Annotated in this window: 18 protein-coding genes and 1 pseudogene; 10 read left to right on the plus strand and 9 right to left on the minus strand. The window is 62.2% G+C overall.

Features of this window, described 5'->3' with window-relative positions; genetic code table 11:
* The 7 genes from NKH04_RS31280 to NKH04_RS31310 form a co-directional block, all read right to left on the minus strand.
* Nucleotides 1-912, minus strand: a 912-nt coding sequence (locus NKH04_RS31280) for an ABC transporter ATP-binding protein (RefSeq protein WP_353045504.1), incomplete at its 3' end; no start/stop codon positions are given.
* The gene (locus NKH04_RS31285) at nt 912-2,015 is read right to left on the minus strand and encodes an ABC transporter ATP-binding protein (protein ID WP_352474867.1); all 1,104 of its coding nucleotides are present in this window, start codon (nt 2,013-2,015) and stop codon (nt 912-914) included. The genes NKH04_RS31285 and NKH04_RS31280, both read right to left, overlap by 1 nt.
* The gene (locus NKH04_RS31290) at nt 2,012-2,233 is read right to left on the minus strand and encodes a hypothetical protein (protein WP_352474866.1); all 222 of its coding nucleotides are present in this window, start codon (nt 2,231-2,233) and stop codon (nt 2,012-2,014) included. The genes NKH04_RS31285 and NKH04_RS31290 overlap by 4 nt, the downstream gene beginning before the upstream one ends.
* Nucleotides 2,230-3,189: a carbohydrate ABC transporter permease gene (locus tag NKH04_RS31295; protein WP_292661213.1), complete on the minus strand. Its 960-nt coding sequence runs from the start codon at nt 3,187-3,189 to the stop codon at nt 2,230-2,232. Before NKH04_RS31295 ends, NKH04_RS31290 begins: the two co-directional genes overlap by 4 nt.
* Before the next feature lies 1 nt (nt 3,190).
* Nucleotides 3,191-4,096: a carbohydrate ABC transporter permease gene (locus NKH04_RS31300; RefSeq protein ID WP_254816733.1), complete on the minus strand. Its 906-nt coding sequence runs from the start codon at nt 4,094-4,096 to the stop codon at nt 3,191-3,193.
* Between the two features lie 74 nt (nt 4,097-4,170).
* A complete protein-coding gene (locus tag NKH04_RS31305) occupies nt 4,171-5,487 on the minus strand; it encodes an ABC transporter substrate-binding protein (RefSeq protein ID WP_352448404.1) in 1,317 nt (438 codons plus the stop codon).
* A gap of 357 nt (nt 5,488-5,844) precedes the next feature.
* Nucleotides 5,845-6,540, minus strand: coding sequence for a TetR/AcrR family transcriptional regulator (locus tag NKH04_RS31310; RefSeq protein WP_502896450.1), 696 nt, complete (start codon nt 6,538-6,540; stop codon nt 5,845-5,847).
* Nucleotides 6,541-6,649: 109 nt separating this feature from the next.
* Here NKH04_RS31310 and NKH04_RS31315 point away from each other — a divergent pair, with 109 nt between their 5' ends.
* Genes NKH04_RS31315 through NKH04_RS31325 form a run of 3 tightly spaced genes read left to right on the plus strand, consistent with a single transcriptional unit; the run spans nt 6,650 to nt 9,140 of the window.
* Nucleotides 6,650-7,846 carry a Tm-1-like ATP-binding domain-containing protein gene (locus NKH04_RS31315; protein ID WP_352474865.1) on the plus strand — a complete coding sequence of 399 codons (1,197 nt, stop codon included), beginning with the start codon at nt 6,650-6,652 and terminating at the stop codon, nt 7,844-7,846.
* Nucleotides 7,847-7,857: 11 nt separating this feature from the next.
* Entirely contained in the window at nt 7,858-8,697 is an 840-nt protein-coding gene (locus NKH04_RS31320) for a phosphoenolpyruvate hydrolase family protein (protein ID WP_352474864.1), read from the plus strand.
* A gap of 26 nt (nt 8,698-8,723) precedes the next feature.
* Nucleotides 8,724-9,140 carry a cupin domain-containing protein gene (locus NKH04_RS31325; RefSeq protein WP_352474863.1) on the plus strand — a complete coding sequence of 139 codons (417 nt, stop codon included), beginning with the start codon at nt 8,724-8,726 and terminating at the stop codon, nt 9,138-9,140.
* A gap of 2 nt (nt 9,141-9,142) precedes the next feature.
* On the opposite strand, the gene NKH04_RS31330 is transcribed toward NKH04_RS31325, so the two are convergent.
* The gene (locus NKH04_RS31330) at nt 9,143-9,745 is read right to left on the minus strand and encodes a hypothetical protein (protein WP_352474862.1); all 603 of its coding nucleotides are present in this window, start codon (nt 9,743-9,745) and stop codon (nt 9,143-9,145) included.
* A gap of 62 nt (nt 9,746-9,807) precedes the next feature.
* A complete protein-coding gene (locus NKH04_RS31335) occupies nt 9,808-11,013 on the minus strand; it encodes a M24 family metallopeptidase (RefSeq protein WP_352474861.1) in 1,206 nt (401 codons plus the stop codon).
* A gap of 366 nt (nt 11,014-11,379) precedes the next feature.
* Here NKH04_RS31335 and NKH04_RS31340 point away from each other — a divergent pair, with 366 nt between their 5' ends.
* The 7 genes and pseudogenes from NKH04_RS31340 to NKH04_RS31370 form a co-directional block, all read left to right on the plus strand.
* Nucleotides 11,380-12,990: an ABC transporter substrate-binding protein gene (locus NKH04_RS31340; RefSeq protein WP_352474860.1), complete on the plus strand. Its 1,611-nt coding sequence runs from the start codon at nt 11,380-11,382 to the stop codon at nt 12,988-12,990.
* Between the two features lie 273 nt (nt 12,991-13,263).
* The gene (locus NKH04_RS31345) at nt 13,264-14,250 is read left to right on the plus strand and encodes an ABC transporter permease (protein WP_352474859.1); all 987 of its coding nucleotides are present in this window, start codon (nt 13,264-13,266) and stop codon (nt 14,248-14,250) included.
* Nucleotides 14,247-15,077, plus strand: a complete 831-nt coding sequence (locus NKH04_RS31350) for an ABC transporter permease (RefSeq protein WP_352448411.1) — start codon at nt 14,247-14,249, stop codon at nt 15,075-15,077. The genes NKH04_RS31345 and NKH04_RS31350 overlap by 4 nt, the downstream gene beginning before the upstream one ends.
* Nucleotides 15,074-15,901 carry an ABC transporter ATP-binding protein gene (locus tag NKH04_RS31355; protein WP_352474857.1) on the plus strand — a complete coding sequence of 276 codons (828 nt, stop codon included), beginning with the start codon at nt 15,074-15,076 and terminating at the stop codon, nt 15,899-15,901. The genes NKH04_RS31350 and NKH04_RS31355 overlap by 4 nt, the downstream gene beginning before the upstream one ends.
* A complete protein-coding gene (locus NKH04_RS31360; protein ID WP_352474856.1) occupies nt 15,898-16,689 on the plus strand; it encodes an ATP-binding cassette domain-containing protein in 792 nt (263 codons plus the stop codon). The genes NKH04_RS31355 and NKH04_RS31360 overlap by 4 nt, the downstream gene beginning before the upstream one ends.
* The gene (locus NKH04_RS31365; RefSeq protein ID WP_352474855.1) at nt 16,686-17,192 is read left to right on the plus strand and encodes an L-2-amino-thiazoline-4-carboxylic acid hydrolase; all 507 of its coding nucleotides are present in this window, start codon (nt 16,686-16,688) and stop codon (nt 17,190-17,192) included. Before NKH04_RS31360 ends, NKH04_RS31365 begins: the two co-directional genes overlap by 4 nt.
* Before the next feature lie 318 nt (nt 17,193-17,510).
* Nucleotides 17,511-17,708 (plus strand): annotated as a pseudogene (locus NKH04_RS31370) (hypothetical protein); the annotation flags it as partial.

Raw genomic sequence — 17,708 nt, forward strand, 5'->3', positions numbered from 1 at the left:
CCCCGCGCCCGCGGGGCGGGTCTCTACTACCAGTTTTTCCGGCCTAACCCCTACGCGGGGGGGGCGCCGCGGGCCCCCCGCGCCCGTCTTTAGCCCCCCCGAAGTCTTGGCACCCCCCGAAAACGGCAATTCGAAATTCAGCGGTGCCATCACCGCACGTCCGTTGACAAGCTTGCCGTCGATGAGGTTCATCGGCGGCGAGCCGACGAAGCTTGCCACGTAGGTGTCGCGCGGATTGTTGTAGATCTCGTACGGCGTGCCGGTCTGGACGATGCGGCCATGGTTGAGCACGCCGACCTTGTCACCCATCGACATCGCCTCGATCTGATCGTGCGTCACGAACAGGAAGGTGGCGCCAAGCTGCATCTGCAGGTTCTTCAATTCGGTGCGCAGCGCTTCGCGCAATTTGGCGTCGAGCGCCGACAACGGCTCATCCATCAGGAATACCCTCGGCTTGCGCACGATGGCGCGGCCGATCGAGACGCGCTGCATCTCGCCGCCTGAAAGCCGGTCGGTCTTGCGGTCGAGTAGATGCTCGATCCGCAGCGTCCTGGCGGCGCGGTCGACGCGATCCTTGATCTCGGCATCGGGCAGCCGGCGGATTTTCGGCTTCAGCGGAAATTCGAGGTTTTGGCGTACGGTATAGCGCGGGTAGAGTGAATATTGCTGCAGCACCAGCGCCACGTCGCGCTCCGCCGCGCCCCAATCGGCGACATCGACGCCGTCGATCAAGACCTGACCTTCGCTCGGTTTTTCCAGGCCGGCAATCATGCGCAGCGTCGTCGTCTTGCCGGCGCCGGTCTCGCCGAGCAGGACGAAGAACTCGCCATCGGCGATGTCGAGATCGAGCCCGGTCAAGGCGGTGTGGTTGCCGAATTTCTTCGAGATGTTCTTGAGCTGGATGTGGGCCATCAGAGTCTCACTCCCAGCGATTTGCCGCTCGCCGTGTCGAAGAAATGCGCCTGGCCGGGATCGATTCTGACGAAGACTCTTTCGCCGGGGCCGCCGATGAAGCCGCTCTTGGTGCGCGCACGCAGCATCTTGGAGCCGACCTTGAGGTCGACGATGTCGAAGGAGCCGAGCGGCTCGACGATCTGCGTCTCCACCGGCAAGAACCCTTCGGCTGCTTCGCGGCGGACGAGGACGCCTTCCGGCCGGATGCCGAGCGCGAGTTGGCCGCCGGCATGGCCGTTGAGCTTCGACAGCAAGGCGCGCGGGAATTCGAAACCGGCGGCCGCATCGCCGACGGTGACCGAGGCCGACGAGGCTTTCTCGGTCACCGAAGCGTCGGCGACGTTCATCACCGGGCTGCCTACAAATTGCGCGACGAAAAGGTTCGCCGGATGCGAATAGACCTCGTCCGGCGAGCCAACCTGCTGCAGCACACCTTCATGCATGATGACGATGCGGTCGGCGAGGCTCATCGCCTCGATCTGGTCGTGGGTGACGTAGATGCTGGTCGAGCCCTGCTTGATGTGCAGCCGCTTGATCTCGGCCCGCATCTCCTCGCGCAGCTTGGCATCGAGCGCCCCGATCGGCTCGTCCATCAGCATCGCCTTCGGCCGCCGCACCAAGGCTCGGCCGATCGCCACGCGCTGCATGTCGCCGCCCGACAGCGCCGACGGTTTCTTGGCGAGGAGATCGCTGATCTGCAGCGTCTTGGCGACCGAGCGCACCTCGCTGTCGATCTCGGCCTTGCTCTTGCGCGTCGCCCTGAGCGGAAAGGCGATGTTCTCATAGACGCTCATATGCGGATAGAGCGAGAACGACTGGAAGACCATGGCGATATCGCGATCGGCGGCCTTGAGGTGCTGGACCGGCTTGCCGTCGATGAGGATGTCGCCGCCGTCGATCGTCTCCAGCCCGGCAATCGCCCTGAGCGTCGTCGTCTTCCCGCAGCCCGACTGGCCGAGCAGCACGATGAACTCGTTGTCGTCGATCTTCAGGTTGAGGTCCTTTATGACCTGCACGGCGCCGAAATATTTCTGGACGCCTCGAAGCTCGATCTGGGTCAATGCTGTGCCCCCGGATTTGCCCCTTGCCCGGTGCCGGCCTTCTCCTCCGGCGCGATCTTGGAGGTGATGTTGAAGCCGATCAGGCCGATCAGGATGATGGTCACGCCATAGCTGTGCAGCAGCATGTTCCACGGCTGGCAGAGCGCGATGATACCGAGCACCATCAGCACCTGGCTGCCCGGTTCGAGATATTTCTGGTTGATCTCGCGAAAGCTCATTTGCGGATCGCTCCAAACGACATGCCGCGCAACAGGTGATTACGGAGCAGGAAGGTGAAGATCGCGACCGGCAGCAGGAACAGGAAGGTTCCGGCGGCAATCACCGTCCAGTCCGGCAGGCCGGAACCGACCTGGCTGGGGATGAAGGGCGGTGCTGTCTGGGCACGGCGGCTGGTCATGATCAGTGCGAAGGCATATTCGTTCCACGCCGTGATAAAGCAGAACACGGCGGTGGCGGCGATGCCGGTGGCGGCCTCGGGCAGCACGATCTTGAAGAAGGCCTCCATGCGCGTATAGCCGTCGACGAGGGCCGCCTCCTCATACTCCTTGGGGATCTCGTCCATGAAGCCTTTCATCAGCCACACCGAGAAGGACAGGTTGAAGGCGGTGTAAAGGATGATCAGGCCGATATGGGAATCGTTGAGGCCGACCGCCCGGTACATCAGGAACATCGGAATGGCGACGACCACCGGCGGCAGCATGCGTGTCGACAGGATGAAGAACAGTAGGTCCGCCTCGCCTTTTACCTTGAAGCGCGAGAACCCATAGGCGGTGAAGGTGCCCATGCCGACGGCCAGGACGGTCGAGGTTATGGCAACGATCAGTGAGTTCATGAAACGGCTCGGATAGCCCGACCACTGCACCTGGCCCTTGCCGTCGCGCACGATCTTTTCGCCCCCATTGAAGACGACGCGCTCCCACCACGGCGCAGCCGCGTACTCCTCCGGCGACGGCGGGCTGCGCAGCTGCGAACGCTTGGTAAACAACTTGACGAAGGGCGATATCTCCGGCTGGAAAACCACCGTCGGCGGAATGGTGGTGGCGAGGTTGCGCGGCTTGAACGCCGTCGAGGCGATCCAGTAGATCGGCGCCAGGAAGATGATCGTCACCAGCAGGACAGCGACGATGGCGACCCGGTTGAAGGTGATTTCGGAAGAAGTGCGGACTGCGGCCATCTCAGCGCTCCTTCACCTTGTTGAGGTATTTGACATAGATGTTGGTGATCGCCAGCACCATGATTAGCACGATGTAGGCGAGCGCGCAGGAACGCCCGGTCTGCCATTCCTGGAACGCCATCTTGTAGAGCCGGATCGAGATCAGCTCGGCCGTCGGCTGGCTGGTCAGGATGTAGGCGAGGTCGAAGGTCTTGAACGCCTCCATGGTGCGGAAGATGACCGCGATCATCAGGATCGGCGCAACCAGCGGCAGCGTTATGCGGAAGAAGGTGTAGAACGGTCCGGCCCTGTCGATCGCGGCTGCCTCGTAGAGATGCTTGGGCACGGCCGACAGGCCGGCCAGCGACAACAGCATGACGAAGGGCGACCACATCCAGATGTCGGTCAGCGCAACCGCATAGAGCGCCATTTTCGGATTCGACAGCCATTCGAAGGTGCCGAGGCCGAGCGCATAATTGATGATGCCGAAGGACGGATCGTAGAGCAGCTTCCAGAACAGGCCGACGACGGCCATCGACAGCATCATCGGCAACAACAGGAGCGTCGTCAGCAGGCCCTTGAGCGGAATGTCGCGATTGAGCAGCATGGCAACGCCGAAGCCGACGAGCAGCTGGCCGGCGACCGAGATGATGACGTATTTTGCGGTGATGGCGAAGTTGGACCAGACATAGGGATCGCTGAGCAGGTCGCGATAGTTTTGCAGCCCGACGAAATTCGCCGCCGCGCTGGTCGAGGCGCGGAAATCGGTGAACGAATAGCCCAGCGAATAGATCAGCGGGAAGATGTTGAAGACGATCAGAAACAGGATCGTCGGGATGATGAAGAGATTGCGGATCGAAATGTCGCTTAGACCGCGAGCGGCGGCCCGCGAGGACCTGTCCAGCGTGGTGATCATCGTGGTCGCCAAGACCCTGCTCCCGGTTCAAGAATCAGAAAAAGAAACGGAGGAGGCACGAACGCCCCCTCCGTGAAACTTCATGCTTATTGGCCGCGGCCGTATTTCTTGAAGGTCGCGTTCCAGTCGGCTGCCAGTGCGTCCAGCGTCTCCTTGGCGGTGCCTTCGCCGCCGATCATGTAAGGATAGATGCGCTGGTTGAGCTGCTGCAGCAGTTCCGCATATTCCGGAACCGCCCAGAAGTCCTTGACCTTGAACATGGTCTCGTAGAACGCCTTGTTGTAGGGCGTGGCGTTCTGGAATTCGGGCGACTTGAGCACGGCGGCACTGCAGGTGTAGCCGCCAAGCGCTGCCCATTTCTTCTGGGTCTCGTCCTTGATGAACCATTCCAGGAACTTCGTCGCCTCTTCCTGCTTCTGCGAGTAGGAAACGATGGAGATGCCCTGACCGCCGAGTGCGGCGAACTGGTCGCCGCCAGGTCCGGCTGGATTGGCGAAGAAGCCGGTGTTCTTGGCGTTCGGGTTCGACGCCTCGTTGATCAACGAGGGGAAGAACGCGAAGTAGTTCATGCTCATCGCGGCCAGGTTTTCAGTGATCGCCTGGTTGTCCTCGACGAAGAACGACTTGGCCCAGCCCGGAGGCGTGAACTTGTAGAGTTCCTTGTAGGCGTCGAGCGCCGCGATCGCCTTGTCGGAGTTGATGAAGCCATCGACCTTGTAGGTCTTATAGTCACCCAGCTCGCCGCCAAAGGAGAACAGCGCGTTTTCGAAGCCCATCGCCATCGCGTCATAAGAATTGTCGGTGTAGATGGCGATGCCGTATTTTTTCTGGTCCGGCCGGTAGAAGAATTCGGCGATGTCGCGTAGCGCCTTGAAATCCTTCGGCACGTCGAGATCGTAGCCATACTTGGCCTTGAAGGCTTCCTTTTCCTTGGGGTCTTCGAACCAGTCCTTGCGATAGGACCAGCCGACGGCGTCGCCTTCGAGCGGAATGGCCCAGTACTTGCTGCTGCCGCCCGGATATTCGGCATAGTATTTCACCGTGGCCGGTGCCATCACTTCACCGACCTTGTGCTTGTTGAAGAAGTCGGTCAGGTCGACATAGTGGCCACCGGTCGAGCCAGCACCAAGCCATTGCGAGTCGCCGACGACCATATCGTAGGCGTCGCCATGGGCGTTGAACTCGGTGAAGGCCTTGGTCTGGAAGTCGGGCCACGGTGTGGTTTCCACCGTGATCTTGACGCCGGTTTCCTTCTCGTACTCGTTGCCGAGTTCCTGCAGGTAATTGGCCGGATCCCATTCCGCCCAGAAGATTGTAAGTTCCTTTTCCTGCGCGTAGACGGACGTTCCGCAGGCGAGCACTAGGCCGATACCAGCAAGCAAGCTGGTCATTGTCTTGCGCATAATGATTTCCTCCCTTGTGCGCATTCTACCGTTCATGAGAACCGGCATCGAGGCCGGCCCTGGTAGTCCTCCCGTGACGGCACCGTTTCGGTCTGTGAGCCTCCTCGCTCGACCGAAACGGATCTCAGCCTTCACCTTTGATCCGCTTTATTTGTCCTGATCTGGTATTACCAATTTAAGAGGAACGTCAAGCCCTTTCTTGGACGGTGGCGGACACGCAGACAAGTTGGCTTCTGCGATATCTGCCTGTTTTCCCTGAATTTTCCTACTCCTTGATACATGAATGCCTTACTTGGGCCGCTGCATCGCTAGTAGCATGAATAGCCAGGTTGAAAATCTGGTCGAACCAGATTGGCGTCATCTCACGGCGGTCATCGGCGCGATCCCATCTCCTTCAATCATCGATTCGGTCATAGCCGCGCGCACAAGAGCGCCGGCCGCCCATTGCGCAACCGACATCATACTGCGGCTATCCAATCCCCATATATCCTTTAAAACGATCAGCACCTCAACACCGAAGATCAATGACAGCGCCTGCGCGAGCCGCTTGAATTCGCGCGGCGGCAACCGGCCTTTGAGTGGCGCGATCGCATCTTTCAAGAGATCGACGCGATGGCCGCGGGTGAAGGCAGGTTCGCCGTCAAGCGTGCCTGCCTGTCGCTGCGCCCACTGGTCGAGCGACAGTTTCAGCGCCGCCTTGAACGTCGCTTCGAAGACCTCGATGCGCGGCATGGCGGTCTCGAACAGCTCGGCGACCCGGCGCTCGGGATCGGCAGAGCTCGATTTCCACGTAAGGATCGGCCCAAGCCCCTCATCGACCACCGCCTGCACCAACGCCGCCTGGCTCGGAAAATACCGATAGGCGGTGGCGCGCGAGACCTCCGCTGCCTCCGCCACCTCGCTGACGGAGGGCGTGGCGCCCGCCTGCATCAGCTTTGTCGCCGTCTCCAGCATGAGACGCCTGGTGCGCGCGCGGGCCCCGCGCTCTACCTGGGGGTTCGGCCCTTGGCTGGCATCGTCGTCGATTGCCGCCTGTTGACGTGAGACATTCATGTCAATACGATACGCGTGTCTCAAAAAATTGCAATGGTCCTTCGCGCCGTCGAACGGCCGGACAAAAAGGGGCGGCAGCGCCGAACACGCCCAAGACCGGGGAAACGCGATGAAGCGCATCTATGTGGTGGGCACCGCCGACACCAAGGGCGAGGAACTCGCGTTTCTGGCCGATGCGGTCGCCGCTACCGGCGCTTCGATTGCCCGTGTCGACATCGGAACACGCGGCGCGACCGCGCCGGTCGATGTTTCGGCAGACGAGGTCGCCAGCCACCATTCCGAGGGTCGCAATGCCGTACTCGGCGTCGACGATCGCGGCACCGCGGTGGCGGCGATGGCTGCCGCCTTTGCCCGGTTTGTCCAGTCGCGCAGCGATATTGCCGGGATTATCGGCATTGGCGGCGGTGGCGGCACTTCGATCATCACCGCAGGCATGCGCACGCTGCCGCTCGGTCTGCCCAAGATCATGGTTTCGACGTTGGCCTCGGGTGACACCGCGCCTTACGTCGACGTCTCCGACATCGTCATGATGCCGTCGGTGACCGACATGGCCGGCCTCAACCGGCTTTCGCGTGTCGTGCTGCACAATGCCGCCCAGGCGATATCAGGCATGGCGACAAAGCCGGCGCCGCCGCCCGACGGCAAACCGTCGCTCGGCCTCACCATGTTCGGCGTCACCACGCCATGCGTGACCGCGATCGCCGATGAGCTTCGTTCGACTTATGACTGCATGGTCTTTCATGCCACCGGCACCGGCGGCCGCACCATGGAAAAATTGGCCGACAGCGGCCTGTTGTCCGGCGTCATCGACATCACAACGACCGAAGTCTGCGACTTGCTGTTTGGCGGCGTGCTGCCGGCGACCGAGGATCGCTTTGGCGCCATCGCCCGCACCGGGCTGCCTTATGTCGGCTCGGTCGGCGCGCTCGACATGGTCAATTTCTGGGCGCCGCCGACAATTCCGGAACGCTATCGCGGCCGGCTGTTCTATGAGCACAATCCAAACGTCACACTGATGCGCACCACTGCCGACGAAAGCAGAACGATCGGCGAATGGATCGGTGCAAGGCTGAGCCTCTGCCAGGGTCCGGTTCGTTTCCTCATTCCGGAGAAAGGCGTGTCGGCGCTCGACATTGAAGGCGGCGCCTTCTTCGACCCTGAAGCCGATGCCGCTTTGTTCGAGGCGATCGAGCGTACCATCAAACCCGCCAAAACGCGGCGCGTGCTGCGTTTGCCGCTTCATATCAACGACCCCGAATTCGCCTGGGCTGCCACAACGGCCTTCCTCGACATCGCCAGACAGTGAGACACCAAGACATGGCCGCCATACCGCGCAAGAAAATCCTGGAGAAATTCCGCAAGATGATCGCGGACGGCGTGCCGATCGTCGGCGGCGGTGCCGGCACCGGCCTGTCGGCCAAGGCAGAGGAAGCCGGCGGCATCGACCTGATCATCATCTACAATTCGGGCCGCTACCGCATGGCCGGGCGCGGCTCGGCCGCCGGCCTGCTCGCCTATGGTAACGCCAACGAGATCGTCAAGGAAATGGCCTACGAAGTGCTGCCGGTAGTGAAGAAGACGCCGGTGCTGGCCGGCGTCAACGGCACCGATCCCTTCGTCATCATGCCGCTGCTTTTGGCCGAGTTGAAGACGATGGGTTTTTCCGGTGTGCAGAACTTTCCGACTATCGGCCTGTTCGACGGCCAGATGCGGCAGAGTTTTGAAGAAACCGGCATGGGCTTCGGGCTCGAGGTCGACATGATCGCCGAGGCTCACAAACTCGACCTGTTGACCACGCCCTATGTCTTCAACGCAGACGAGGCGCGCGCCATGACAACAGCTGGCGCCGACATCGTCGTCGCCCATATGGGGGTGACCACCGGCGGCTCGATTGGCGCGACATCGGCTAAATCGCTGGACGACTGTGTGAGCGAGATCGACGCCATCGCCAAAGCGGCACGCTCAGTGCGCGAGGATATGATCCTGCTTTGCCATGGCGGGCCGATCTCGATGCCGGACGACGCCAGATATGTTCTCGAGCGCTGCAAGGGCCTGCACGGGTTCTATGGCGCCAGTTCGATGGAGCGGCTGCCGGCGGAAGCCTCAATCGCCAGGCAGACGGCGGATTTCAAGGCGGTCACGTTCGGCGCTGCGTAGAGACCAGCAAACAGAAGGGTGGAACGATGACGGAGAACAGCAAGGTATTCGTATATCCAAAAGACGTCAGCGCCTTCGGCTTCGACTGGGGCAGGCTGTCGCTGACGGTCGCTCCCGAAGTGAACGGCGCAAAGCGATTTTCCGGTGGTGTCGTCGACCTACCGTCAGGCAAAGGCCATACGCGTCATAACCATCCGGGTGCGGAGGAGATCATCTTTGTCATCTCAGGCAATGGCGAGCAGATGGTCGAAGACGAGAAAGGCAACCCGGTCGTCGAGAAAGTCGGCCCCGGCTGCACCATCTATGTGCCGGAAAGCCGCTTCCACTCGACGCTCAATACCGGCGATGCGGGCATGCAGCTTTTCGTCGTCTATTCGCCGGCAGGGCCGGAACTGGCATTGCGGGAGTTGCCGGATTTCAGGTTGATCCCGCCGGGCAGATAATGTCACAGGCTGAGGCCAATCTTCATCGCACGAGCGACCCTTGCTAGGTTGTTAGTATCGCTTCCCAGAGCGAGCCTATCCGGCAAAGTGGGGACATCGCGCTCTGATCGGAAAGCATCCGGCGAAGGTAAGCGCGCCACCCAGTAGGACAAACAGTTTTCCGCTGCCTCCGGACCAAGCTGCCAGAGTACAAATCGAACAGCATTTTCAGGGAACATGAAGCCCGGAACTTCAGAACATGCGACCTGTTCGGCTAGTTTGCGCGGAACGTCGAAACGTTCGAAGAGCGGCAGGACAGTCGTTTGGATGTTGGCAACGATGTTCGCGATTTCAGCCTGGCGGGTATGCGGGTTTGCGATGTTCCATGTCCGCTCGTCCCACTCCTTTATTGCCTTGCTGTAGACCGACGCATGCACGACGAGTTCGACGTACTCGCCGCCGACGTTCAGATAGTTTGATTGAAAGGAGATTTTGAATGCCCAGTCGCCGGCCCGACGACTCGCATGAGGACCGGTTTTCGCAAAGCGGAACCCAATCGGTTCGAACTCCATGGAGATCTGCTCGCACCCGTCGATAAAGACCTGCTTGGGCAGTTCGCGTTCCATATCGGCAAATGCTCGCTGGTGTGACCAATTGTTTGCTCGAACGAGGTAATCTCAAGAACGGGCTAGGTACCAGCGCCTAAGCCGCCCCCGCCTCTGTTCCAGCCCCGGCCCCGATCGCCGAACATGACGTAGCCGGCATCGGTCACCGCCACCGTGTCCTCCAGCTTGATGAAGCCGCGCGTCGGGTGGAGCATGGTCGTCTCGACCGAAAGCACCATGTTCTTCTCCAGCGGCTTTGCGGCATAGGTGCCTTCATATGTCACCGGATGGTTGGTCATCAGGAACGGCGCTTCATGCGTGATCAGCCCCATGCCATGCGCGAAAAAATCAGTATAGGCCGCAACCTTGGATTTCTTCAGAACGCCTTCGGCATGAGAAATCATGTCACCGCCCAGCGTGCCCGCCTTGACCTTGGAGAAGGCCGCCTGCTGCACTGTCTCGATCTCGGCCAGCAGATCCTCGAGTTCGGCGTCAGGGTCGCCCAGCACGCCCATGCGGCAAAGATCGCCGATATAGCCGTGGTAGTTGCCCCCGGAATCGATCGACATCACTTCGCCCCGTTTCCACGCCTGCGGCGAGGCTGCGCGGTTGTGGCTGGAGCCTAGCGTCAACAGGCAATATTCGAAATGCGCGCCGCGATTGGTCTCCTCGCGCCTGAGATGTTCGATGATCTCGCTCTTTGTCGTGCCTTCGCGTGCCCAGCCGATGGTCGCCAGCATGGAATCGGTGATCAGCTCCGAAGCGATGCGCAGCTTTTCCAGCTCCGCCTCGGTTTTGATTGCCCGCATGCGCTCCAGCATATCAGTCGCATCGATCAGCTTGGCATCCGGCAGCGCGTTGCGGATCAGCATATAGGCGTCGGACGGCAGGAAGGCGGGCTCGATGCCGATGTGGGCATTGCCCTTGGTGATCTTTCGCAAATGCTCGACCGCCAGATTGGCGGCATCGAGCGTACCCCAGCAGGCGGCATGCAGTGTCGGCGTCCAGAATGGATGATTCTGGTGCTCGCCGCCTTCCATGCGGTTGCCGATGTAGGCGGCATGCTCCGGCCCACCTTTCTCATAGACGACGAAAGGCAGATAACGGCTGTGGCCGATTGCATCCATGGCGGCGAAGAAGATGAACTTGTAGCCGCCAAGCAGATATTGCGTGTTGTGCTTGGAGGTGGCGAGCAGCACGTCGATGCCGGCCTCCTCCATCAGCCCGTCCACCCTGGCCTGGTCGAACGGCACGCTGCCGACGGCATTCTTGCCTGGGGCAATGTTCATGTCTCTCTCCCTGAAATCCCTTAGCCGGCCGCTCGCCGGCACCGGCTTTTCCGGCTCTGAACCTCGGCTATGCTTAAATCTGCATCATTTTGCCCGATCTGGTCCAGCCAGAACGGGCGAACCAGCCCCAAAAGCTGCTCCACCTGCTGCACTTTACCCCAGCCTGGTCCTGCTAGAACCGCGCGTCGAACCGTTTTCTGTACAACTGGTCCAGCGGACGGAAATTTCAAAGCCACGTAGAGATGCGCCAATTCCGTCTTTGGCGAAACCCCGCACAAGGCCCATAATCAGCTTTGCAGGATGCTTACGAGCGTCCGAGGGGTACGGCGGACCCGGCTGGGTCCGCGGAGAGGACGGAGTTCGATCATGCCAGAGTTCACCATTTCCAGACGTACAATGCTGGCCGGTTCGGCGTTGCTGTTGGCCTCCACCGCCATGCCGACGATCGGCTCGGCGCAGACGCCGAGAAAGGGCGGACGACTGGTTGTCGCTGCCGATTCCGAGCCGCGCAATCTCAATCCGGCGATTGTCGCCTCGAACGGCGTCTTCTTCATCTCGAGCAAGATCGTGGAAACCTTGGCCGAGGCCTCCTTCGGCGGCAAGGATGGGCTCGATCCGCGGCTGGCGCTCAGCTGGGAAGGTGCCGCCGACGGCCTGTCGCTGACGTTCAAACTGCGCGAGGGCGTCAAATGGCATGATGGGAAGCCATTCACCTCAGCCGATGTCGCCTTCTCGGCGCTGCAGGTCTGGAAGCCGCTGCAGAATCTCGGCCGCACCGTGTTCAAGGATCTGGAGGCCGTCGACACGCCGGACGAAACCACCGCCGTGTTCAAATTCGCCAAGCCGACACCGTTCCAGCTGATCCGCAACGCCTTGCCGGCGCTGAGCAGCGTGGTGCCCAAGCACATCTACGAGACCGGAAAGATCGAGGACAACCCGGCCAACAACGCCCCGGTCGGCACCGGACCGTTCAAATTTGCCGAACACAAGCCCGGCGAATATTACCGGCTGGAGAAGAACACCGACTATTGGGGCAAGGACGAGCCCTATCTCGACGAGATCATCTATCAGGTGCTGCCGGACCGCACGTCGGCGGCCAGCGCCCTGGAAGCCGAAGAGATCCAGCTCGCCGCCTTCTCCGCCGTGCCCCTGGCCGATCTCGACCGCATCTCCAAAGTGCCCGGTCTCAAGGTGATCACCAAGGGTTATGAAGGGCTGACCTACCAGCTCGTCGTCGAGATCAATCATCGCCGCAAGGAGTTGGCCGACCTGAAAGTACGCCAGGCGATCGCTCACGCCATCGACAAGGATTTCGTCGTCGAGACGGTATTCCTTGGCTATGCCGCCACCGCCACTGGCCCGGTGCCGAAAAACGACCCGCAATTCTACACCGCCGACGTGCCGACCTACGCTTTCGACGTCGCCAAGGCCAATGCCTTGCTTGACGAGGCCGGCTACAGCCGGGGCGATGACGGCAAGCGCTTTTCATTGAGATTGCTGCCGGCGCCTTACTTCAACGAAACCAAGCAGTTCGGCGACTATCTGCGCCAGGCGCTCGCCGTCATTGGCATCGACGCCCAGCTGGTCAACAACGACTCTGCCGCGCACATCAAGGCGGTTTACACCGACCACGCCTTCGACCTTGCGGTCGGGCCGCCGGTGTTCCGCGGCGATCCGGCGATCTCGACCACCATCCTGGTGCAGAGCGGTATTCCCGACGGCGTGCCCTTCTCCAACCAGGGTGGCTACAAGAATGCCGATCTCGACGCCCTGATCGCCAAGGCATCGGAGACGCTCGACACCGCCGCCCGCACCGAACTCTACAAGGAGTTCCAGAGAAAAGTTGCCGCCGACCTGCCGCTGATCAACGTCGCCGAATGGAGTTTCATCAGCGTCGCCCGCGATACGGTCAACAACATCGCCAACAACCCGCGCTGGGCGGTATCGAACTGGGCGGACACTTGGCTGGAGGCTTAGGCAGGTCGGCTCAAGACTTGCACATCGCCTATGTGGGTGCTCAGCTTCGGCTATGAGAGTTCCTTCGCGCCCCCCTCTGTCCTGCCGGACATCTCCCCCACGAGGGGGGAGATCGGCTGTCATTGTCGCTTTCGCCAATCTCCAGCGTTGCAAGACGGCCGGCATCGCCGAAACTGCCAATCTCCCTCCTTGTGGGGGAGATGTCCGGCAGGACAGAGGGGGGCGCCGTAAAGCGCGGCACGGAAGACTTGGCTCTCCTATCGGCGTTGCGCCATGACCCGCGCCGTCATCCTCCTTCGCCGCCGTCTCGTCGGCAGCATCTTCGTGCTGCTGATTGTCGTCATCGGCACGTTCCTGTTGCTCGAAGCCGCTCCCGGCGATGCGGTCGATGCCTACATTGTCTCGACCGGTGGCGACGCCGGCATGATCGAGCTGTTGCGTCACCGCTGGGGGCTCGACCAGTCGGAGCTGACGCGGCTGGCCAATTATCTTTGGGCGCTGCTGCATCTCGATCTCGGCCAATCGGTCAGCTTTTCGCGGCCGATCCGCGATGTCATCCTCGAGCGCCTGCCCAACACGCTGCTGTTGATGGGGAGCGCCACGGCGCTCTCCTTCGGCCTCGGCTCGGCTCTCGGCATCTATGTCGGCGCCAGTCCCGGCAGCTTCCGCGATCGTTTCCTGTCCATCGGTTCGCTGGCGCTCTATGCCGTGCCGGGCTTCTGGCTCGGGCTTGTGCTGATCATTGTCTTCGCCGTCGACCTGCGCTGGTTTCCGATCGGCGGCATCGAGAGTATCGCCTCGGCCAAGAGCGGCCTCGATCGCGCCGCCGACATCGCCCGCCATCTCGTCCTGCCGGTTTCGGCGCTCGGCTTCATTTATCTCGCGCTCTATCTGCGCATGATGCGCGCCGGCATGGCCGAGGTGTGGCGGCAGGACTTTGTGCTGGCCGCCCGTGCCAGGGGACTTTCCCGCCGTCGCATCGTGCTCGCTCACGTCGCCCGTAACGCGCTGTTGCCGCTGGTCACCATGTTCGGCCTGCAGTCGGCGCAAATGCTGGGCGGCAGCGTCGTCATCGAGAGCGTCTTTTCCGTCCCCGGCCTCGGCCGGCTGGCGCAGGAAGCGGTGGCCGCGCGGGATACCCCACTACTGCTCGGCATTATTCTCACCAGCGCTGTCCTGGTCGTCATCATCAACCTTCTCGTCGACATCGCCTACGCCTTCCTCGATCCGCGCGTCGGCGCCAGTGAGGCCGGCGCGTGAGCCCGCTTCGCCGCTTTCTCCGGACCCCGGAAGCGATCGCCGGCGCGGTCATCCTGGCGGCGCTGTTTGCCGTCGCGCTTGCCGCACCTTTGTTCTTTCCCGGCGATCCGCAGGCGATTGCCGGGCCGGCGTTGCTGCCGCCGTTCCAGGACTGGTCGTTGCCACTCGGCACCGACCGCCTCGGCCGCAACGTGCTTGCCGAGCTTTTCCACGGCGCCCGCACCTCGCTGGCGGTCGGGCTGGCAGCAGCCGCCGCCGCCCTTGCCGTCGGTGCCGTGATCGGCACGTTGGCCGGCTTTGCCGGCGGTCTTGTCGACGAGATGCTGATGCGCATCACCGACGCTTTCCAGACCGTCCCAGCCTTTCTGCTGGCTTTGGCTTTCGTCAGCATCGTCGGGCCGTCGCTCGGCGTCATCGTCGCTGCGATCGCGCTGGGCGCCTGGACCGGACCGGCACGCGTGGCGCGCGCCGAAGTGCTGTCGATCCGCGAGCGCGATTTTGTTGCCGGCGCCCGCGTCATCGGCATGCATCCGCTGGAGATCGCCTTTCGCGAGGTGCTCCCCAATGCGCTGCCGCCGGTAATGGCTTTGTCGTCGGTGATCGTCGCCGCGGCGATTCTCACCGAAGCGGCATTGTCCTTCCTCGGCCTTGGCGACCCCAACCGCGTAACCTGGGGCGGCATGATCGCCGAAGGCCGCGCCGTGCTGCGCACCGCGCCCTTCCTGTCGATCATTCCGGGCGTAGCGCTCGTGCTGACCGTGCTCGGCGTCTATCTCACCGGCGAAGGCGTCGTCGAGACCACGGCGATGAGGAGGAGCCTGTCGTGACGGCGCTTGCTTCGATTCGCAGTCTGACGGTGACCTATCGCCGCGACGGCGCCGAGGTGGCGGCGCTAAAGAATGTCAGCCTCGACATCCCCGCCGGCGAGCGCTTTGCCATCATCGGCGAGAGCGGTTCCGGCAAGAGCACGCTGGCGCTAGCCATTGCCGGGCTGCTGCCGGCCACTGCCAAGATCGAAGGCCGTATCGATTGGCTCCTGCGCCCGCCACCAATGTTTGGTGCCAAGGCACCTGCCGGTCTTCGCGACCATGCTCCAATCGGTGGCCGTGACATCGGCTTTATTTTCCAGGACCCATCCGCAAGTCTCGATCCGGTGATGCCAATAGGCAAGCAGATCGCGGAAGTCGCCTACACCCATCTCGGCCTCAGTTGGCGAGACGCCTATGCCAAGGCAAAAACCCTGCTCGAACGGGTCCGTCTGCCCGACCCCGATGTCGCTTTGCGTGCCTTTCCACATCAGCTCTCCGGCGGCCAGAAGCAGCGCGTGGCGATCGCCGCAGCGATTGCGGCCGGGCCGAAACTGCTGGTCGCCGACGAGGCGACCAGTGCGCTGGACACCATCGTGCAGGCCGAGATTGTCGGGCTGATCCGGCGACTGGTGGCCGAGGACGGTATGACGCTGCTGTTCATCAGCCACGACATTGCGCTGGCCGCTGAGCTTGCAGAGCGCATAGCGGTGTTCCGGCATGGCGAGCTGCTCGAGCTCGATTCGACAGCCCAAATCGTCAATGCGCCGCGTCACGCATACACTCGTGTGCTGCTTGACGCTCATCTCGGCTTCGACGCCGAGCCGCTGTTGCGGCGAACATGACCAGTCCGCTGCTCGCCGTTTCCGGCCTGACCAAACGATACAGTCGCGGCGGCAAGACCATCGCCGCGGTCGACGACGTTTCCTTCCACATCGACCCCGGCGAGACGCTGGCGCTGGCCGGACCTTCCGGCAGCGGCAAGTCGACGATAGCTCGTCTAGTGCTCCGGCTCGTCGAATTCGATACCGGCAGTATCGAATTTGAAGGCAGCGATTTCCTGTCGCTGAACGGCGCTGCCTTGCGCGGCCGGCGCGCCCGTCTTCAGATGGTGTTTCAGGATCCGCTCGCCGCCTTGAACCCACGCGCCACAGTCGCGCGTGTGCTCGACGACCCTCTGCGCATCCATCACATTGCCTCCGGCCCCGAGCGCCCGCGCCGAATTGCAGCTCTGCTGGAACGCGTCGGCCTCAGCCCCGGTCTCGCCGGCCGCGCCATTCACGAGATTTCCGGCGGCCAACGCCAGCGCGTTGCAATCGCCCGCGCCATTGCCACGAAACCGTCGCTGATCGTGCTCGACGAGGCCGTGTCGGCGCTCGACGTTTCGGTTCGCGCGCAGATCCTGCAACTGCTGCTCGATCTTCAACGCGAGGAGCGCATCGCCTATCTGTTCATTTCGCACGATCTCGGCGTCGTCCGTGCCATCGCCCACCGCATGGCCATTCTGGACGCCGGGCGAATTGCCGAGAGCGGCGATGCCCGCAGCGTCATCGACGCGCCGCAATCCGCGATCGGCAAGGCGCTGGTGGCGGCAGCGCCAAGACTGTCAAGGATCGAACAGGACGCATCATGACCGACGCCGAAGCCCGAGCCGAAAAACTGTCGCGCGAACTCGATTCCGCCTTCCGCAACCGTGCCGATCTCTATCGTCTGTTGCTCGACGAGCTGACCGCGGAAGTTGGCGCGGAAAAGGCTGAGGCGATCATGATCCGCACCATCGAACGGCGAGGCAGGGAGGTTGCGGCGGCGGCCTTCGCCGATTTCGGCCCCAACGACGCACCGGCGATCGGCGAGGCGTTCCTGGCCGTCAGCCCGGATGGCGGCCGCATGTATCCGACCGATGTCGAACGCGGCCCGGACCGCATCGCCTTCAGGGTCAGGCGCTGCCCGCTGAAGGACGCCTGGGTCGAAGCCGGCATCGATGACGAGAAGCTCGCCACGCTCTGCCGCATCGCCGGCGCCTTCGATCGCGGCCTGTTCGAGGCCACCGGAGTGCGCTTCGACAACGTCACCTGGACGGCGGGCCACGGTTCCGGCTGCTGCCACATCGCCTTGACCAACCGCGATGCCGGTTAGAGCTGCAGCTCGAGCCATGTCGGCGAAGAAGTAGAGTTCCGTTCCGTTGGGCAGCACGGAGCCAAACACCCCGGCGCCATAAGGCAAGCGGGGATTTTGATGTGTGCATTGCAAGGAATTCGTGCGGACAGTATCCGCCTCGGTGTCCCGCTGTGTCGGCTTCGTTGCTAAGTGTCCGGGTTGCTAAGTGTCCGGCCGGAGACGTCTTTGTGGGTTCATGGTTGTGGCCTCGAGCCACGGCAATCAAATCAATCCGAGATTCTGTCGGATTGCGGCATCCTTGTTCGTCTTCTGTAGGGGAGTTCCTGGAGGTGAACTATGAGCGAATTGCCGGTGGTCAAAACGCGACGCAAAGGCAAGACGCTTACGCAGAGCATGCTGATCCCAACCGAGAAAATGGTCGCTGACGAACTCCGGGCTGCAGGACCTGGGATACCCTCCGGCGAAGGCCGCCTTGCGAGAGGACGGCACGGTAGCGAGGCTGCGCTCTTAAGGTCGCCCTTACGAGCGAAGTTA

The organism is Mesorhizobium sp. M1365 (assembly GCF_040317865.1).
Classification (GTDB): Bacteria; Pseudomonadota; Alphaproteobacteria; order Rhizobiales; family Rhizobiaceae; genus Mesorhizobium.